Source organism: Mycobacterium sp. NPDC003449, from assembly GCF_053588415.1.
Map to the genome: position 1 here is coordinate 1 of NZ_JBSFPX010000155.1, position 18,597 is coordinate 18,597.

The 18,597-nt window shown below is 64.3% G+C and carries 12 protein-coding genes; 3 read left to right on the forward strand and 9 right to left on the reverse strand.

Going from position 1 to position 18,597, the window contains the following annotated elements; all coding sequences use genetic code 11:
• The 6 genes from ACWDTP_RS29015 to ACWDTP_RS29040 form a co-directional block, all read right to left on the reverse strand.
• The coding region (locus ACWDTP_RS29015; RefSeq protein ID WP_450026288.1) for an ABC transporter permease at positions 1-520 on the reverse strand (520 nt) is incomplete at its 3' end.
• Positions 517-1,587 carry an ABC transporter permease gene (locus ACWDTP_RS29020; protein WP_450026290.1) on the reverse strand — a complete coding sequence of 357 codons (1,071 nt, stop codon included), beginning with the start codon at positions 1,585-1,587 and terminating at the stop codon, positions 517-519. The genes ACWDTP_RS29015 and ACWDTP_RS29020, both read right to left, overlap by 4 nt.
• A gap of 36 nt (positions 1,588-1,623) precedes the next feature.
• On the reverse strand, positions 1,624-3,156 hold the full coding sequence (locus tag ACWDTP_RS29025; RefSeq protein ID WP_450026292.1) for an ABC transporter substrate-binding protein: 1,533 nt from the start codon (positions 3,154-3,156) through the stop codon (positions 1,624-1,626).
• A 418-nt stretch (positions 3,157-3,574) separates the two neighbouring features.
• Positions 3,575-4,357 (reverse strand): gamma-glutamyl-gamma-aminobutyrate hydrolase family protein, encoded by a 783-nt coding sequence (locus ACWDTP_RS29030; protein WP_450026294.1) that lies wholly within the window; start codon positions 4,355-4,357, stop codon positions 3,575-3,577.
• A gap of 77 nt (positions 4,358-4,434) precedes the next feature.
• Entirely contained in the window at positions 4,435-5,868 is a 1,434-nt protein-coding gene (locus ACWDTP_RS29035) for a glutamine synthetase family protein (RefSeq protein WP_450026296.1), read from the reverse strand.
• Complete coding sequence (locus ACWDTP_RS29040) at positions 5,858-7,321, reverse strand: APC family permease (protein ID WP_450026298.1); 1,464 nt, start codon at positions 7,319-7,321, stop codon at positions 5,858-5,860. The genes ACWDTP_RS29035 and ACWDTP_RS29040 overlap by 11 nt, the downstream gene beginning before the upstream one ends.
• A gap of 308 nt (positions 7,322-7,629) precedes the next feature.
• Between ACWDTP_RS29040 and ACWDTP_RS29045 the strand changes: the two genes are divergently transcribed.
• Genes ACWDTP_RS29045 through ACWDTP_RS29055 form a run of 3 tightly spaced genes read left to right on the forward strand, consistent with a single transcriptional unit; the run spans position 7,630 to position 12,155 of the window.
• The gene (locus tag ACWDTP_RS29045; protein WP_450026300.1) at positions 7,630-8,700 is read left to right on the forward strand and encodes a zinc-binding dehydrogenase; all 1,071 of its coding nucleotides are present in this window, start codon (positions 7,630-7,632) and stop codon (positions 8,698-8,700) included.
• 42 nt (positions 8,701-8,742) lie between these two features.
• Positions 8,743-10,731, forward strand: coding sequence for an alpha-ketoacid dehydrogenase subunit alpha/beta (locus tag ACWDTP_RS29050; RefSeq protein ID WP_450026302.1), 1,989 nt, complete (start codon positions 8,743-8,745; stop codon positions 10,729-10,731).
• A gap of 56 nt (positions 10,732-10,787) precedes the next feature.
• Positions 10,788-12,155 (forward strand): 2-oxo acid dehydrogenase subunit E2, encoded by a 1,368-nt coding sequence (locus tag ACWDTP_RS29055; protein ID WP_450026304.1) that lies wholly within the window; start codon positions 10,788-10,790, stop codon positions 12,153-12,155.
• A 157-nt stretch (positions 12,156-12,312) separates the two neighbouring features.
• On the opposite strand, the gene ACWDTP_RS29060 is transcribed toward ACWDTP_RS29055, so the two are convergent.
• From ACWDTP_RS29060 to ACWDTP_RS29070, 3 genes are all read right to left on the reverse strand, one after another.
• Positions 12,313-13,851, reverse strand: coding sequence for a purine-cytosine permease family protein (locus tag ACWDTP_RS29060; protein ID WP_450026306.1), 1,539 nt, complete (start codon positions 13,849-13,851; stop codon positions 12,313-12,315).
• A 107-nt stretch (positions 13,852-13,958) separates the two neighbouring features.
• On the reverse strand, positions 13,959-15,737 hold the full coding sequence (locus ACWDTP_RS29065; RefSeq protein WP_450026308.1) for a hydantoinase B/oxoprolinase family protein: 1,779 nt from the start codon (positions 15,735-15,737) through the stop codon (positions 13,959-13,961).
• Positions 15,738-15,769: 32 nt separating this feature from the next.
• Positions 15,770-17,833, reverse strand: coding sequence for a hydantoinase/oxoprolinase family protein (locus tag ACWDTP_RS29070; protein WP_450026310.1), 2,064 nt, complete (start codon positions 17,831-17,833; stop codon positions 15,770-15,772).
• Between the last annotated feature and the right edge of the window lie 764 nt (positions 17,834-18,597).

Consider the following 18,597-nt stretch of genomic DNA (forward strand, 5'->3'; position numbering starts at 1 on the left):
GCAGCATGATCGGCGTGATCAGCAGTCCGAAGGTCACCATGGCGGCGGTCATGCTCTGCCGGAATATCGAGAGCACCATAAGCACCACCACTACTCCGGGTATCGAGAACACGACGTCGGAGATCCACATCGTCGCCCTGTCGAACCGGCCCCCGAAATATCCCGCGGCCAGCCCACACGGCACACCGACGGCCAGCACCACCAATAGGGCCTGGACAACACCCAGCAGCGTGACGTTGGTGCCGACCAATAGTCGCTGCAACACATCTCGGCCCAGCGTGTCAGTGCCCAGTGGATGCGCGAGACTCGGCAGCTGACGCACAGCGTCGAGGTCGGCCGCGTGCTGGTAGGCCACGTCTGGAAACACGGATGGTGATACCAGGCCCGCGAGCACGACAAGCGCCAGGAAGATCAGGCAGCACAGCGCGCTGCGGCGCCCGATGAGCCGTCGGATGAACCCCGGCGAACTGGCTGCAGTCGCCTCGCCGGCGCTGTCCGGATTCATGTGTGCCGATGTCATTGGATCCTCACTCGTGGGTCGAGCCCGTGATAGGTCAGGTCGACGAGCAGATTGACGATCACCACCAGCGCGGTGATGTAGACGACCGTGCCCTGGATGATCGGAATATCGTGCTGGGTTGCCGCATTCACCGTCATGACACCCAGTCCCGGTAATGCGAAGACTGTTTCGACGTAGACCGTGCCGCCTAGGAAGTTGACGAACAACCACCCGACGACGGTGACCACTGGCAGTGAAGCATTGCGCAGCGCGTGGCGGAACACGATGGACTTCGGCGATATCCCGGTGGCCCAGAGCATTCGGATGTGCTCACTGGCCAGCGCATTGAGCATGGCCTCGCGGGCCTGCTTGGCCACGGCCGCGACACCACCGGTGACCAGTGCAGCGATTGGGAGCACCAGCGATATGAACCAGCCGCTGGGCGATCGGAAGAAGTCGACATAACCCGTTGCGGGGAACCAACCCAAGCGGACGGCGAATACCATGATCAGTAGTGAGCCCAGCCAGAAGGTCGGCATGGCGAAGGCGATCAACGCGAAGCCGTCGATCATCCGGCTCAGCACTCCGCCGCGCACGGCGCTGAGCACCCCGAGGCCAATGCCGAACACCAGACTCAGCATCAGCGCACCGAGGATCAGCGACAGGGTCACCGGTAGTCGCTGGTGGATGGCCTCGGTGACGGGTTGCGACGTGAACAAGGATTGCCCCAAATCGCCGCGCACGGCATCGGACAGCCACGACCAGTACTGCGTTATCAGCGGCTTGTCGAGACCAAGCTGCGCCCGCAGCGCCGCGTATTGTTCTGCGGTGCCCTGAGTTCCGAGGATTGCGCGTGCGGCGTCACCCGGTGTGAGGGCCAGCAGCACGAAGCTCAGCACCGAGACCACGAAAAGCAGGACAACGGCCGAAATCACCCGACGCACGAGAAAATGCAGGGTAGGATTGCTGAGATAGCCTGCCCACCCCTTCCTGTCCAGTCCGGGCCGCCCCGAGCCCGATCCGGCAAGGTCGGTCGTGGCAGCCCTTTCAGGCTCGACGGTGGCGACGCTGTCATCTGAGGTGTTCACATCATCCATCCCTGTGTCGGACCGACCTCGGTGGCGCTAACCACCGGCCGGCGACCACTCTGTCGGCAGTGCCGTCTTGTGGTCCCGGTTCATCTCGATGCCACCGACATCGCCGGTTACGTAGAGGATGTTGGGGTCCTCCACGAGCGGCACCACGAAGGCCTGCTCGGTGAAGCGTTGCCACATCTGAGTCCAGGCCGGGGTCGGGTCCTCGGCCGCCGCACCGTCGGCATAGAGCCGATCCAGTTCTGGGTCACCGCCGAAGAAGTTCAACGCGGCACCCGGGGCCAGATAGCTGCTGTACATGGTCGGGGTATCCGACAGAATGTCCAGCAGCGCCACCATCGGCGCCTTGTACGCGAAGACATCTCGCGCATAGTCGGGGTCGGTGGGATAGGACGTGATGTCCACGTCGATGCCCACCTCCGACAGATACTTGGCGACCGCGCGCAGCAGTGGCTCACCGCGATTGCCGCGATAGGCGCCCTGCACCAGGACCGGGAAGCTCAGCCCGTCGGCGTAGCCGGCTTCGGCCAGCAGTTGCCGGGCGCGCTCGGGGTTGTACGCCCAGTGGTCGTCGAGCCCGGCGTCGATATCGGTCTGCAGGAACGACGATGCGGGCACCCCGACCTCGCCGAGCATGGCCCTGGCGATCTTGGCGCGGTCGATGGCCAGGTTGACCGCCTGCCGGACCCGGACATCGGCGAACGCGGGCACCGTCGTGTTGTTCACCGTGTCCAGGGTCAGGAACACCACTCCCTGGGCCGCCGAAATGACGTTCAGGCCTGCATCTCTGGCCGCTTCCACGGTCGCCACATCGCCGGAGCTGACGTCGAGTTGACCGGACAGCTGCGCCTGAATCCGGGATGCCGGATCGGCGATCACCCGCAGATCGACCTTCTGGTAGTCGGGGGCGTCGATATCGTAGAACTGCTCGTTGGACACATATGCGTAGCGGTCACCGCGCACCGAGCTTTCATTGTCGAGCCGATAACGCCCGGCACCGTAGGTCCCGCTGGAGAGCAGGTCCGGGTTCTCGACCGCGGCGGGTGCGACGATAAACCCGATATTGGGGCCCTGATCGGACAGGATCGAAGCGACGGCGGGGTTGGGTGCGGTCATCCGGATCCGCACCGTGTGCTCATCCACCGCCTCGAACTGCGGGTCCGGGCCCAGAACGCCGCTGAAGGGGCCGGCCGTCTCGACGAAGTACGCCAGCCAGCCCGCCACCGCATCGGCATCGACGGCGGCGCCGTCGGAGAATCGCGCGTCATCGCGCAGTGTCAGTTCGAACAGCCGGTTTCTGGTCGATTCGGACTCATCGATGTAGCGCCACGAGGTAGCGAGCGCCGGTTGCAGGCTGCCGTCGGTTCCCACGTGCACCAGAGGCGCGTAGGCCAGGCTGTAGGTGATCGCCGCCCGGTCGCCGTACACCGTCCCCAGGGCAGGGTTGGGGAGCACATCGGAGGCGACGGCGACCCTCAGCGTGTCACCGGCAGAACCCCCAGACCCCTCCCCCGGTCCCGAGCAGGCGACCAGCGCGAACACGACGCATACGCCAATTCCCATGCACAACAGACTTTTAGCTGATCGCAGCCGCGCCCTCGTACCGTCGGACGCCAACCCCAGTTGCATTTCATCAAATCCTTCGGTTGCCGAGTCTCGGCCGATACGTGATTTCCGCAGCTCGTGCGGGTGAACGTCCCGCGACTGCGCTCCGACATCACCTGTGGACATCTGTGACCGCAACGACATCAACGGCCGGTCGGCTCACGACTCACATTAATCAAGAATCAGGTGCCGATGCAATATATAATATAGCGATAGATAATCGTCGGCTTGGAAGATGCGTTCGCGGAGCACACTTAGCGATGTCACCGCTGAAAACTGTTGTTTCCAATATCAAAACGACGCCGCCTCTACTCCCAAAGCAGGAATCAGGGGCGGCGTCGCCAATTTCGAGCGCAGGAGCTCGGAACTCCCAGTGTCAGTGCACCTCCGCCGCAGCGGGAGCCGTGTACAACTGGCGGTAGTTCCTGGCCGCGGCGACCAGCCACGGGAACACCGGGTCGAGATCCATATGCCATTCCGGGTGCCACTGCACACCGAGGAGCGGAAACCCGGGCATCTCAATGGATTCGACGCAGCCGTCGGGTGCGCGCCCGGTGACTTCCAGGCCGGGCCCACACTGCAGCACGGCCTGGTGGTGCAGCGAGTTGGTACGCGCGCTGGCACCGTAGATCGAATTGGCCAGCGAGCCGGGCACAAACGTCACGATGTGGTTGGCGTGCCCCGGCGTGGGCGGCGCCTCTTCGGCCGCGTGGATCACATCGGCAATCGACACATCCTCCACCAGGGTGCCGCCGAGCGCGACGTTGACAACCTGGTTTCCCCGGCAGATACCCAGAACGGGCAAGCGCCGTGCCACCGCCGCCTGCACCAGGGCAATCTCATAGGCATCCCGTTCACGGTCGTGAACGTTGGCGTCACGCCGCGGGTCCGCGTCGGCGGACACCACACTCGGGTCGCCGCCCCAGTAATCGGGGTGCACGTCCTGACCACCGGTGATCAGCAGTCCGTCGAGTCGTTCGATCACACCGGAGTCCGCCGACTCGAAGGGCAGCAGTACCGGAATGCCACCGGCCTCCTGCACACGCCGGCCATTATCCGACCAATAGACATCAAGGTGCAGGTCGCCGAAGCGCGGGTGGTAACTGTGCACCGCACCCGCAGCCAGGCGGCGCCCGGTGATTCCGATCAGGGGTCGCATCAAAACACTCGATCCTTGTGGCTAGAGCTTCCGGAGGACTGGTATGGGCGCTGTGCCCGTACACACCATCGAATCACCTAGGTGACCTCCAGGTAGCGTGCAAGCTCCCAGTCGGGCACCTGGCCGTCACGCAGCGCCTCATAGGTGGATGCTTCGGAGATGCGCGACGCGGCGTAGTGGTCCACAAATTCGTCGCCATACCAGAGCCGAGCGAGGCTGGAACCGTGCAGCGCCCCGGCAGCCTCGCGCAGCGTCGTCGGGAAGGTCGCGGCCTGAGTGTCGGCGTAGGCCGCACCCGTCGAGGCAGGCGGCGGCGCAATGCGATTCAGGATTCCGTGCAGGCCGCCATCCAGGCTCGCCGCGATGGACAGGTACGGATGGAAGTCCGCCCCGCCGCGACGGTGCTCCAACCGCGTTGCCGACCGGGAGTCGGTGATCACACGTAGACACGCCGCCCGGTTGTCGATACCCCAGCTGATGTTGGTCGGCGCGAAGAACTTCGGGTCAAGGCGCCGATAGGAGTTCGCGAACGGGCACTGGAACACCGACAGCTCACCAGCAGTGGCCACGACGCCGCCCATGTAGTGCTCGAAGAGCTCCGACATCCCGGTGCTGACACCGTCCTCGGGGCAGAAGACGTTGCGTCCCTCGCGCAGCAAGCTCTGGTGCATATGCGCACCGACACCCTCCTGCTGCATATCGGGCTTGGCGACGAAGCTCGCCAGCATGCCGTTGCGCCTGGCGACGTCCTTGCAGATCTGTTTGAACCGCGCCGCATTGTCGGCGGCCTGCAGCGGCGGCACCGGGGACAGCGCCGCCTCCAACATGCCGTAGCCGAGTTCGGTGGAGAACGCCTCCACCTCGATCCCGTAGGAGGCACAGGCAGCGTCGAGATCAGCGATGAAGCGGCCATGATCGGGCCACCGGTGCACGCTGAGGGTCTGCCGGGTAGATCCCACCGGGCGCAGGCGCGTCGGCCGCTGCTCGCGGAGCGCTGCTTGTCCATCTTCGCCCAGGTGATAAAGGTAGAACTCCAGTTCCACGCCGATGAGAGCATCGAACCCGGCCTCTGCCAGCCGGGCGCAGGTGCGCCGCAGCAGCGACCGGCCGTCGAACTGGACGGGCTCCCTCGACTTGGTGCGAACGTCACAGATGACCGCCGCGACACCGTCCTCACCGGCGGCCGGTCGCAGCGTCGACCAGTCCGGGATCGCGAAGAAGTCCGGGTACCCGTGATCTGGGGTGGCGATCGGCACGTCGTAGGTGCCCTCGTCCACCCCGAGCGCGTAGAAGAACTCCGGAAGTCCGATACCGCCACTAGAGAGCGCCTTCGCCGCCGTCACATACTTGCCGCGGAGGCGGCCGTCGGTGTCGATGAACTCGACTCGGACCCGGCGCACCTTCATCTGTTCCAGCATCTCGGCGGCGCTCACAGGAGCATTCTCCCTGTCGCGCGAGGGATCGACGCCGTTACGGGCGACCGCCATGGTCTGCAGACCTTCACTTGTCATCAGCAATCTCCTTCTCTTTTCGGTCACCGGCAGTCACGGTGCCGAACGGGTCGTCCGCCGCGGCGGACTGTCGGCCGCCGGCCAGCCAACCGACCAGCGCAACCCCGACATAGATCAACGGGGACCAGGCGGCCAGCATCGACGACTGCCCGGTGAGGCCACCGAAATTGCTGAGCACGATCGCCAGGAATACCGCGAGCGCGCCGGACGCCAGCACCGGTGAGAGCGTCGTAGTCCAGAGGCGTCGGTCTCCGGTTCGCCTGAAGTAGACGAAGATTGCGACTGCGCAGGTGATTTCCAGACCGAAGATCGCCACTGCACCCAGCACACCCAGGAAGCCGGCCACCTCGACGTAGGGGTCCAGCTGCGCGATCCGGCAGACCACCAGCACGATGCTGATGACGATGGCCAGCGTGATTCCGGCGTTTGCCGGTGAGCCGTGCTTGGGATGCACACGGACCAGACGGCTGGACGGGACGAGCGTACGCGCCATACTCACGGTGTACTGCGCAGTGGTATTGAAAACCACGATCAAAGTCGCCAAAAGGCTTGTCATCAAGACGATTTCGAAGGTGACACCCATCCATGCACCCAGGTTGGCGCTCGCCACCATCGGAACCAGCTGACCGGCATCCGGGCCCTGCGCGATCGTGATCACCTCATCGGCGCCCAGCCCGGCCAGCACCACCCAGGCACCCAGTGCAAACACGGTGAACAGGATGATGACACCGATCATGGTGGCGCGACCGATGGTCCGCTCCGGGTTTCGCACGTGGCTGGTGAACACGGCGGTCACCTCGAAGCCGACGAAGCACAGGAATGCCAGCGCCAGCGCAAACCCCGGCGACCCGCCGAAAACCGCAGCCGGCGAGAAGCTCGCCAGCGGAAAAGCTCCGAGGCCCTGACGGATCACCACGGCGATGGCCAAGGCCCCCAGGATGACAAACTCGATCGCCAGCAGTCCGGCGGTCACCAGAGCACTTTCCTTGACCCCGAAGAACATGAGCGTGGTCGCGATGGCCATGGCCAAGATCGCCCAGACGACCCAGTCCAGTTCGAAGCCCAGCCGGGCGCTGAAGAACGTACTGACGAAGTAGGACAGTAGGGCCGCCACAAAGACGGTGATCACCGCGTACGCAGTGCACGCGACGAAGCCTGCAGACAAGCCTGCCCGACGGCCCAGCCCGGCGCGAATGAATCCGAAGAACCCTCCCGCCGCCGGCAGCGCCTGCGCGATCGCCGCATAGCCGAAGGCGAACACCACCAGGACCGCACCGATGAGAACGAAGGCTCCTGGCGTCCCGACACCGTTACCGGCGCCGAACATCAGTGGAACCGTACCGACCACGACGCCGACCGGGGACGCCATGGCCACAACCATCAGTGCCAGAGTCATCGTGCCCATCAATTTGGCTGGCGGCCGTGACGCCGGCGCTTGAGCTTCGGTGAACATTCTTTCGTTTCCTCACCTGTCAGGTGCTCGTCAGGAACCGTTACCCGACCGCTGTGAGCAGGCACACTAACACCATCTCATGATTATACGGAAGTCATAATATAGAGATACATTGCCTGAGGTTCCGTGTTAGCTGCACGTGACACGTTGACGCTTGGATACCCGCCGGGAGCCCTGTCGATGGAGCCCTGAATCCGACGGATATATATCGTCATTTGACGTATTCCATAGAATCCTGAATGGATGTTAATGTCGTGCACAGCACAGCGGTCCGTGACCGCCCCGACCACACAGGTGAGATCGAAGACATGCCTACCGACGCCCAGCTAGCCGTACTGCGAGCCGACACCTCCGAGTTCGTCATCGAGGACGTTCACCTGCCCGACCCCGGGCCCGGACAGGTGCTTGTTCGCAATCTCGGCTCCGGCATCTGCCACAGCCAGCTCCATGAGATCCGCGCACCGCGCGACCGCACCTACTTCCTCGGCCATGAGTCGTGCGGCATCGTCGAGGCCGTCGGCCCCGACGTGACGCTGGTGCAGACCGGCGACGCCGTATCGGTGTCCTGGGTGCCGCGGCCCGGGGCCAGCACGCCGTGGCGTGCGGGTACCACGCTGGCCGGCGGCGAGTACGCCACCACCGACGAGATGGTGTTCACCTGGGGCACCCACAGCCTGATCGATCAGCGTTATGCCGTGGCGATCCCCCGCGACGTGGCCACCGACGCCGCCGCGGTGCTCGGCTGCGCAGTGATGACCGGCGCTTCGGCCGTAACCCGCGCGGCGCAGGTCTTCCGCGGGGCGACCACCGTCATCTGGGGTGCCGGCGGGGTGGGCCTATCGGCGATCGCGGCGGCCCGGCGTTCCCAGGCATCGGTCATCGCCGCAGTGGATGTCTCCGATGACAAGCTCGAGCTAGCGCGCCGGTTCGGCGCCACCCATACGGTCAACGCCGCCGCGCAGGACCCGGTGACCGCCCTGCTGGAGATCACCGCCAGGCCGGACGCACCCGCCGGAGCAGACTTCGTCTTCGACTGCGTCGCCCACCAAACCACCCTGGACACCGCACTCTCGGTGGTCCGCCGCGGCATGCTCGGCCAGTCCCGGGGTGGGCATCTTGTCATCGTCGGTGTCCCGGCACCCGGAATCGGGGTCGGCGGCCGCGAACTGCTGATCGGACAGAAGACCGCCATCGCCAGCCTGGGCGTGCCGTCGGATATCGGCGTCGAAATCCCCCGGCTGGCCGAATGGTGCCAGAGCGGCGATATCGACCTGCAGGCGCTGGTAACCGACCGCTATCAACTACACGAAATCAACGTGGCCATAACGGATCTCATCAACGGCCGAGTCCGCGGCCGCGCCATCCTGACCTTCAGCTAGCCCACGCGCCACCGCGCCCCCGTTTCGCATAGGAGAAGTACTGTGAGTTCCCCCGCGTTGTCTGCCGCTGCCGCGTACCGACAGATGGCCACCATCCGCCGATTCGAAGAGCAGATCCTCGACCTCGGCCGAGAGGGATTGATCGCCGGCTCCATCCACCTCTGCCTCGGGCAGGAGGCGATCCCGGTGGGAACACTGGCGGGTCTGCAGAAGCAGGACCGGGTGCTGGCCACCTACCGCGGGCACGGCTGGGCACTGGCCTGCGGCACGTCCCCCGAGGCGCTGATGGCCGAAATCGCCCAGCGCAGAGCCGGCGTCAACGGCGGCCGGGCCGGATCCCCACTGCTCAGCGATCCCGATAACGGTTTCCTCGGCGAGAACTCCATCGTCGGAGCCGGCGCGCCGATCGCCGACGGGGTGGCGCTGGCATCGCAGTACCTGGGCACCGACCGCGTGGTCGTGACGTCGATCGGAGATGGCGCGATGAACCAGGGCGCCACCACCGAGGGCATGATCTTCGCAGCGGCCCGCAACCTGCCGGTGATCTTCCTCTGCGAGAACAACGGCTGGGCCGAGATGACCGCCATCGCAAAGATCAACCGGCTGACCGATCTCACCGAGCGCGGCCGCGCGCTGGGCATCGAAAGCCGCGTCGTCGACGGCAACGACCCGTTCGCCGTGCAGGAAGCCGTCGCGGCCGCCGCAGCGCGGTGCCGGAGAGGCGACGGTCCGGCCCTGTTGGAATGCAAGACATTCCGGCTGTCCGGACACTACAACAAAGATGTCGAGCACTACCGCCCCGCCGAGGATGCCGAAGCCGCCCGCAATGGTGACGCCCTGGCCCGGCTGATCCGCACCTCGGTCGAAGCAGGCAGCCTGTCCGAGGACGAGATCGATGACATCGACGAGCAGGTGTACGCGTTGATCGACGACGTCGCCCGCCGCGTGCGCGCGATGCCCGCACCCGATATCGCCGATGTCCGCGCGCATGTGTTCGCGCCGGACTCCGCCGACAACCGGCCCAGCAGCCCGATCGAGCCCGCCAAGGATCTGACCTACCTGCGCGCGATCAACCTGGCGCTGCGCACCGAGATGGACAACCGCCCCGAGGTCGCGATCTGGGGTGAGGATGTCGGGCACGCCGGCGGCATCTTCGGTGTCACCCGCGGTCTGCACAAGGACTACGGCGACACCCGCATCTTCGATACGCCCATCGCCGAGGCCGCCATCCTGGGCGCCGCCGTCGGTGCCGCGCTGGAGGGGATGCGACCGGTCGTCGAGATCATGTGGGCCGACTTCCTTTTCGTCGCGCTGGACCAGATCATCAACCAAGCCGCCAACGTGCGCTACATCAACCGGTCTCGCCTGAGCGCACCCCTGGTGGTCCGGATGCAGCAGGGTGTAACGCCGGGTTCCTGCGCTCAGCACTCGCAGAGCATCGAGGCCGTCCTGGCGCACATTCCCGGTATCAAAGTCGGTCTGCCCGCCACCGCCCAGGACGCCTACGACATGACTCGCGCCGCGATCGCCGACCCGGATCCCACGATCCTCATCGAGAACCGCAACCTGTACCAGGTCAGCAGCCCTGTCACCGCCGGCGGTACCGTGCAGACGGCCGCCGGTGCCCGCAAGCACCGCGAGGGTGCCGATCTCGCGATCATCACCTGGGGTTCGATGCTGCACGAAGCCGTCACCGCCGCTGAGGAACTCGCGTCGGCGGGGATCCAGGCAGCGGTGTTGGACCTGCGTTGGCTCCGTCCACTCGATGACGAGGCGATCGCCGAGGTGGTACTCACCTGCGGCGGTCGGGTGATCGTCGTACACGAGGCCAACCTCACCGGTGGATTCGGTGCGGAGATCGCCGCACACATCACCGAACGCCACTTCGACACCCTGGCCGCACCGGTCACCCGCATCGGGCTCAACGATCTGCGGGTGCCGTCGGCGCCGGCGCTGCAGGCCGCCGTTCTGCCTCGTGCCGCCGACATTGTCGATGCCGGACATAAATTGGCCGCGCCGGCCCGCGTCTGACCGCATCTCCCTACTCGCCGGCTTCGCGGCCGTTCACATCCCGGACAAGGACCCCCATGCCGACTTCCGTCATCCTGCCCGAACTCGGAGAGAGCGTCACCGACGCCACCATCAGTCGGTGGCTGCGCTTCCCCGGTGATCTCGTCGAGGAGGGCGATCCCCTGGTGGAGATCTCCACGGACAAGGTCGATACCGAGGTCAGCGCGCCGGCCTCGGGTCGGCTGTCTGCGGTCTACGCCGAGGAGGGGGACGTGCTGGCGATCGGTGCTGCACTGGCGTCGATCAATGAGGTCGCTGCCGATGAGACCGTCGCGACGCCTCCGCCTCCGACTCCGGCTGCGGCAACGGCCGCCGTCACCGACCCCTCGGCCATCAAACCCTATGTGACACCGCTCGTGCGCCGCCTCGCAAGTGACCTCGGCGTCAACCTCGCCGAGGTGAAGGGCAGTGGAATCGGAAACAGGATCCGCAAGTCCGACGTGTTGGCAGCCGTCAGCGCCGCCAAGGGGACCTCCGCTGCCGCCGCACAACAGAACTCCTACCTGAGCCCGCTGGTCAGCCTCAAGATCAACCGGTGCGGCCTCGACATCTCCTCCCTGCGAGGGTCCGGGCGCAACAGCCGCATCAGGCTGGCGGATCTGCCTCTCCAGCAGGACAATTCCACCGTCGTGGCGGCTCGGTCGGATCGCACCGAGAAGCTGTCCCGTTTGCGGTCTACCATCGCGGCGAGGATGGTTGAGTCGTTGCAGACCTCGGCACAACTGACGACGGTCGTCGAGGTCGACGTCACCGACATCAACCGGCTGCGAAAGCATTTCGGGCCGGCGTTTGCCAACGCAAACGGTGTGAAGCTCGGTTTCACCAGCTTCTTCCTCCGCGCAGTGACCGACATCCTCGTCGACTTCCCCGCGCTGAACGCGTCGATCAACACCGCCGAAGGAACAGTCACCTATCACGGCGGGATCCATCTGAACCTGGCGGTCGACACCGAGCGCGGTCTCTACGCTCCGGTGATCCGCGACGCCGACAAGGCCGATATCACCCAGATCGCCCGAGCGACAGCCGACCTCGCGCAGCGGGCCCGAGCGAACGCATTGACCGCGGATGACCTGACCAGCGGGACGTTCACGGTCACGAACACGGGTTCACGGGGCGCGTTGTTCGATACGCCGATCATCAATCAGCCCCAGGTCGCCATCCTGGGCACCGGAGCCGTTGTCGCACGAGCCACCGTCGTCCGGGACGAACATGGTTCCGAGTCCGTCGACATCCGCTCCATGTCCTATCTCTCCTTGACCTACGATCACCGGCTAATCGACGGGGCCGATGCCGCCAGATTCCTCTGCGCAGTCAAGGCCCGGATTGAAGCGGCCGACTTCAGGTCGGAGTTGAACAACGCCACCGGGCTGCCAGCCGGCGGTTGAGCACCGCCCCGACCAGCCTAAGCCGAAGGCACGACCCGGTTCCACCACATCGATCAGTGCCGTAGCGGTATCGATGTGGTTGAGCGTCGAGGCATGAGCACTCGGCCTGGGTTTCGTTCGTCGACTGCGATTCGCAGCCGCCGGCCGCGATCTGGCGTCACTCCGTTTCAGCGACGCGGGCGGCCACGATACGACCACTGGTCGGCGGCCATTCGCAAGCGTCGACGAGAAGGACCGGTGTATCGGTCGCCACGCAGGTTATCTGTGCCTCCACGGTGTCCGACCTCGTGCCCGCGTCACGCCATGCCTCAGGGGGCTTGTTCTCGGACTGAATCATGGTGATGGGCTTTCGCCAGAACAGCAGGGTGATCGCCGGGGCCAGGATCGACGCCACCAGGACTCCCAGGAACCCTCCGTAGGGAGACGGTTTGTCGAACAGCGCCATGGCACCTCCGACGACGCTGGCGACACCCAGACCCGTCAGTGCCGGCCAGCCCCAGCTCTTGAGGTACGGCCGCCGATGCTCGATCCACGTGTCGCCCGTGCTCAGCCTACGACGTTCTGCCAGCAGGGAACCCAGCACCGTACCGACCCAGGCCATCAGGAATACACCCATGAAGGTCAGGGTTTCGGTCAGGTTATCGGTGATGCCCATCATCGCCAGGGCGAAGGCCAGTAGCGCCACCACGGTGAGGTAGACCGGACGAGACGCTCGCATACCGAAGGTCCGGGACACGAACGTGGACAGCGAGAGCGAGCCGAGGTAGTAGTTGCCCTCCTGGACGCGCAACTGCGTGACCACCACCCAGATCAGTCCGGCCAATCCCGTAAGGGATACCGCATAGGTGCCCGGATTGGCGGTCGCCGCGTGCAGGGCCAACCAGCCTCCGATTAGCGGCAGGACAATGAAATTGATTCCCAGACCGGCTGTTCCGGCCACTGCGATGGCCTTCTTCCGGTCAGACTGCCGGGTGAACCGCGAGTAATCCGAGACGACCAGAATCCAGAGGCCGACATTGGCCAGCACCGCTCCCAGCGCCGGCAGGACGGTATCCCACCCCACATGGGCCCCCTCGACGGTGATCGCCGGACGTTGCAGCGCCGCATACATCACCCAGATGAGGCCGACGATGAAGATCGGCATACTCCACTTCTGTAGCCAGTGCATCTGGCTGATGCCAAACCAGTTCAGCGGCACCACGATCATCGCGGTGATCAGGTACCACAGCCACAGCGGCAGGGCATCCCAGTAGCCATGGATCGCGGAGGCCAGGTACGCAGTCTCAAATCCGGAGTACATGATGAAATTCGCCGCGTACACCAAAGCGGTGAATGCCGACCCGCGGTAGCCGTAGCCGACGCCGCGGGAAAGTAGATCGGTGTCCATGCTCCGACCAGCCGTGTGCCACATGACCAAGGCGGTCACCGGCAGCGAGATCACATACGCCGCAATCAATGCCACCACCAACGTGGGCATTCCGCTAGTCAGCGCGATCTGCCCGCCGAGCGCGAAGGCGAATACAGAAGTGGCACAGCCAAACAGCGTGATCGCGAGGCTGCGTACTGGCCGCTTCCAGTGGTAAGGCACCTTCCGTCCGGCGTAGTCCTCGGCGGCCTCCTCGCCGAGCGACTTATCTCGCGTGAAGAGAAACGAACGAGCCGCAAAAGAACGGTCAGTATCCGGAACATCAGTCATCAGAGAGTTACCCTTCGACAATGGGCACGACAGGAACATGAGCTGGCTTGTGGTGTGGGGCGCCACCTGTTGGATATGGCAGCACCTACGTGGTCAGATCTGTCGAGTCAGGAATCGAGGCCGAGCGCCGTACGCTGCCGATCGGTCGCCTCAACATCGAGGTCCATCGAATCGCACTGCAGCACAATTCCATAGACGTCCTTGGCACGTTGCCGGGTGATGATCCCGTCAACGACATCGACGACGACCCGGTCGAGTTCCCGGCTTGTCGGGTCGCCGTAACCACCACCGCCGCACGAGATCGACACGACAGTCTGATCAGCGGTCAGGGTCAATTGCTCGGCCGGCCCGACGGCTTGCAGTCCGTTCGAGTCTCGGATGAACTGCTGGGCCGGGCCACCGTCGCGGCCGCCCCGAACGCCCTTGGGCGCGTTCACACCGCCATCGCTGCCGTACACAAGCACCAGGGGTTCTTCGATGGGGCCATACTCGGCAAGCGCCGCGGGCGCGCCCCGGAACCTGCCTGCTCCCTCGGTGTCGGGCAAGATGCGCTGCTGGACCACCCGCACCGGGTGGTGGATCTCTGCGATTTCGACGCTGTCCCGCAACATCATGCCGGCATTTCCGACATGCCCCAGCGTCAGCCACCCGTCTGCCTGAGGCCCACCGGGCCCACCGGTGACCGCCGACAGCAGAATCTGATTGACGAAGGGCTCGCCGTTGCGCGAGTCCGTTCCCGACAGCACCGCCCAGGCCGGGGGCTGTGACGCGCCTGCCTCCGCCATACCCACGCCGTCACCCAGTGTGGCCATCGCAGCCTGCACCGCATTGGCCACCCGGTCGGCAACATTTGTTGTCGCCACCGAGCAACTGGCCGGGTGGCGCGGAATGCCGACAATACAGTTCTCCCGCAGTCGGACACTCAACCGCCGGAAGCTGCCGGCGTTCGGCGGGACTCCTGGACCGATCGAGTTGAACACCCCGATCATGGCGGCGGTCAGGGACGTCGCCTCGGTGAGGTTCAGACCACTGGGTTGGCAGTCGACATTGTCGGTCAGGTCTACCTCGATGGTGGCGTCCTCGGGTTTGACATCGACGGTGACATTGATGCGAACTCCGTCGGGCAATCCCGGGAACGGATCATGTGAGCTGCTCGCCGAGACACGCCCCGCCGGTAGCTTGTTGATGGCGTTGATCATTCGCTGCTCGGAATAGTCGAACCAGGCTTCGGTGTAGTTCTCGAGGACATCCCAGCCGACTTCGCTGCCGAGTTCGTTCAACTGGCGTTCGCCGATTCGCGCGGCACCCATCATCGCCAGGTAGTCGCCCCACCACTGGTCTGGTACGCGGATACGGGCCCGGCACATACGGATGATGTCATCGATATCTTCATAGTCACGCTGCACCTGCACGCATGGAAAGATGAGTGCACCTTCAGTGTATACGTCCGATGCCGTCGTCGAATATGTTGTCGGTGTTGCGTTTCCGCAGTCCGCCTGATGCGCCTTCACAAGCACGGTGAACCGGTGTTGGCTCTCGACGATCACGGGTACCAGAATCGTGTGATCTGCCGCGTGCGAGTTGCCGTGGTATGGCGAATTATGCAGATACGCATCACCCGCTGCGAGATTCGGGTGTGTTTCCGCCATGTACCGGCCCATCAGGTCGGGACCCCGCATGACATGGATCGGCAGACTCTCGGCCATTGCCATCAGCCGCGCGTCGGCGGTCACAATGCAACACGAGAAGTCACGCGCTGTGTTCAGCACACCCGAGCGGCCAGAACGCGCCAGGGTGTTCATCATGGCGAGGGCGATGTTCTCCAGCCGACTCGACAGGACGGCGAGTTGGACACCATCGACCGAATAAAAATCTTTAGTGGACATTTCGCTGCAATCTCCTACTCTCACGCAATTGGTCAGGTGAGGTCGATGACGAGGCTGCCGGTTGAACTGCGACGGGCCGTCGCTCCCGGGTCAATCACCACAGTGGTGACCGGAGACTCGATAATCGCCGGTCCCGTGACTTCCGAGCCGTGTTCGAGCTGGTCGAAATGGAATACCGCGGTATCGGTCCTGCCGAGTTCCTTGAAGTATGCCGACCGCCGTCCCACCTCAGGTTCAACCCGCCGCGGCTGGGCAAGGGTCGGAACACGGCCTCCCAGAGCGCAGCTCACGCGGGCACGCCAACTCACGATCTCGATGGGTGAGTCCGGGTCGCTGACGGCGAACACTTCCTGATGTGCCGCGTGGAAATCCTGCCGCAAGGCCTCGACGTCGGCAGCGTCGGAGAACTCCAGAATACGAAGCGGCACTTCGAGTTCCCATACTTGATGGGGGTAGCGCACCTCAGCGAGCAACTCGATACGAGTTTGCACCGCAGCGCTTCCCGATCCGGAGGCAAAGTCGACACACTGATTGTGCAGTGACCGCAATACGTCGTTGACACCGACGTGGTCGAAGTCTCCGCTGGTGGTGAGTTTGGTCGCGGCGTACTCCGACCGTAGGTCCGACATCAACGCTCCTGCTGCGCTCAGCACGGCGCCCAGGGCGGGCACGATAACCCGCCGACATCCGAGCCGCCGCGCAATGGCCACCGTGTTGAAACCGGCCGCCCCGCCGCCACCGATCAGCACCGCATCTGCAGGCGAGATGCCCTGGTTGAGGGTGATCTCTTCGATCGCGCCGACCATGTGTTCGGTGGCCAGAGTCAGAACTGCCGCGGCCGCGTCGGCAAGCGGAAGGCCCAGCGGTTCAGCGACGACGTCGTTGATCGCGGCCTCGGCGGCCTCGATGTCCAACTTCATTCTGCCGCCCAGGAAATGGTCGGCATCGATGTAGCCGAGAACCAGGCATGCATCGGTGACGGTCGGCTCCGAGCCACCCCATCCGTAGCAGACCGGACCCGGTTCGGAGCCGGCGCTCTGCGGGCCCACCCGGAGCATGCCACCGTCGTCCACCCATGCGATCGAACCGCCTCCGGCGCCGACGCTACGCACGTCAACCGCAGGGAAGCCGGTCATGTGGCCGACGTACTTGCCGCCCAGCCAGGCCTCATTGGTTACCGGGATCCGTCCTCGTCGAACCACCGATACGTCGTAACTGGTCCCCCCGGTGTCCGCGACGATGGCCAGATCGCTGTCGGCATCAGTGCGCGCATAGAATCTGCCTGCCACCGGAGCCATGGCCGGCCCGGAATTGATGGTGTGGATCGGCGCCTCCGCGATGTCATCGGCATCCTTGACACCACCACCCGAGGTGTTGATGAGCAGGCGCCCGTCGAATCCGTTGCTCGTCAACTGCTGGCTGAGGGCACGCAGGTACGAGCCCATCAAAGGCTTTATCGAGGCATCAATCGCCGTAGAGGACGCGCGCCGGTACTCGCGAAGTATCGGGTTTAGTTGGTGGGACAACGTAAATGGGACATTTGGCAGTTCCTCGGCGAGGATCTCACCAACCCTGATCTCGTGGGCGGGATTCGCGATCGACCACAGGAGGCATACCGCGACGGACTCGATGTCCTGCCGTCGCAACTCCTCGATTGAGTCACGCAGACTCGCTTCGTTGAGTGGTTTGACCACTGACCCGTCGGCGCCGACGCGCTCGTCCACCTCGAAGGTCAGGCTACGGGGAATGTAGGGACGAGGGTATTCCCTGGTGAAGTCGAAGGGCTGGGATCGGCCCCCTTCCCGAAACAGCAAGATGTCGGGATGCCCCTGCGTTGTCAAGAACGCGGTTCGCGCAGTATTACCGGTGAGGATCGCGTTCAGCGAACGGGTAGTTCCATGGATGAAAGTCTCTGTTCGACTGAGCAATTCGTCCAGTTGAATGCCCATGTCTTCTGCAGCCAGGGATATCGCACCGAACACGCCCCGCAGTGGGTCGCTTGGCGTGGTCGGGTGTTTGAATTTTCGTAAGGCACCCTGGTCATCCTCGATGACCAGGTCGGTGAAAGTCCCACCCATATCAGTTGCCAAACGCATCGGCTACTGCCTCCTTGTTCAGTTCGATCACGACTGGTTGGTCAATAGATCTGCAGCCCTGCATATTCAGATCAGCATCCCGGCCGGAAGTGACACGACCGGCGGAACCGACAGGCTGTGACCTACGCCATCGAGCGTAGGGGCGACGCTACCACTGTCTCGTGATTATATGGAAGCAGTAATATAGCGATACATGAGGCAGGGCCTTCATGGGCAATGGCGCAGTCCATTCGCCCCCTCAGAGCCAGCTACAGCTGCTCAGATCACAGAACAGATCGCACACGCTGGGCGCGGCGCCGAGGCCCGCGGGAAGGTGGTTCACCGAATTCTTCCGCGGAGGAATGGGTTGCAGCCCTACTCGCAGTTCACCTGCGCGGCGAGCGCCAAGCGCAATCATGCCGGCCCGCCTACCCATCACAAGAGGGCCCGCCGCAGCCGTCTGCGCGCCGATCAGGCGGGGGACGTCGAACTGCGCATACTCGACGCCGCGACCGTACTGCTTCGTCACCCGGGCTTCGGCCGCACACTACTCAAGCCAATTCGCGTTTTCTCATTCAGATGTTCAATTTGGGCATTTAGAATGAGAATTGGACATCTAACTCAAGAAGCCACAAGATTCGCCAAGAAGAAGTGGGTGTGTAAAGAATAAAATGTTGTTTTTGGTAAAAAGTTGAATCGCCCCGGCATGTCCGGAGACCTACTGGTCTGAGAACTCGGCGGTGTGCTGAGTTCGGTGGTGACGGTAGTACAGGCCCTCGCACTCG

Excerpts from the sequence above, each read along its gene's own strand:
- ACWDTP_RS29025 (WP_450026292.1), bottom strand. The coding sequence starts at position 3,156 with ATGGGAATTGGCGTATGCGTCGTGTTCGCGCTGGTCGCCTGCTCGGGA.
- ACWDTP_RS29030 (WP_450026294.1), bottom strand. The coding sequence starts at position 4,357 with ATGCGACCCCTGATCGGAATCACCGGGCGCCGCCTGGCTGCGGGTGCG.
- ACWDTP_RS29035 (WP_450026296.1), bottom strand. The coding sequence starts at position 5,868 with ATGACAAGTGAAGGTCTGCAGACCATGGCGGTCGCCCGTAACGGCGTC.
- ACWDTP_RS29040 (WP_450026298.1), bottom strand. The coding sequence starts at position 7,321 with ATGTTCACCGAAGCTCAAGCGCCGGCGTCACGGCCGCCAGCCAAATTG.
- ACWDTP_RS29045 (WP_450026300.1), top strand. The coding sequence starts at position 7,630 with ATGCCTACCGACGCCCAGCTAGCCGTACTGCGAGCCGACACCTCCGAG.
- ACWDTP_RS29055 (WP_450026304.1), top strand. The coding sequence starts at position 10,788 with ATGCCGACTTCCGTCATCCTGCCCGAACTCGGAGAGAGCGTCACCGAC.
- ACWDTP_RS29060 (WP_450026306.1), bottom strand. The coding sequence starts at position 13,851 with ATGACTGATGTTCCGGATACTGACCGTTCTTTTGCGGCTCGTTCGTTT.
- ACWDTP_RS29065 (WP_450026308.1), bottom strand. The coding sequence starts at position 15,737 with ATGTCCACTAAAGATTTTTATTCGGTCGATGGTGTCCAACTCGCCGTC.
- ACWDTP_RS29070 (WP_450026310.1), bottom strand. The coding sequence starts at position 17,833 with ATGCGTTTGGCAACTGATATGGGTGGGACTTTCACCGACCTGGTCATC.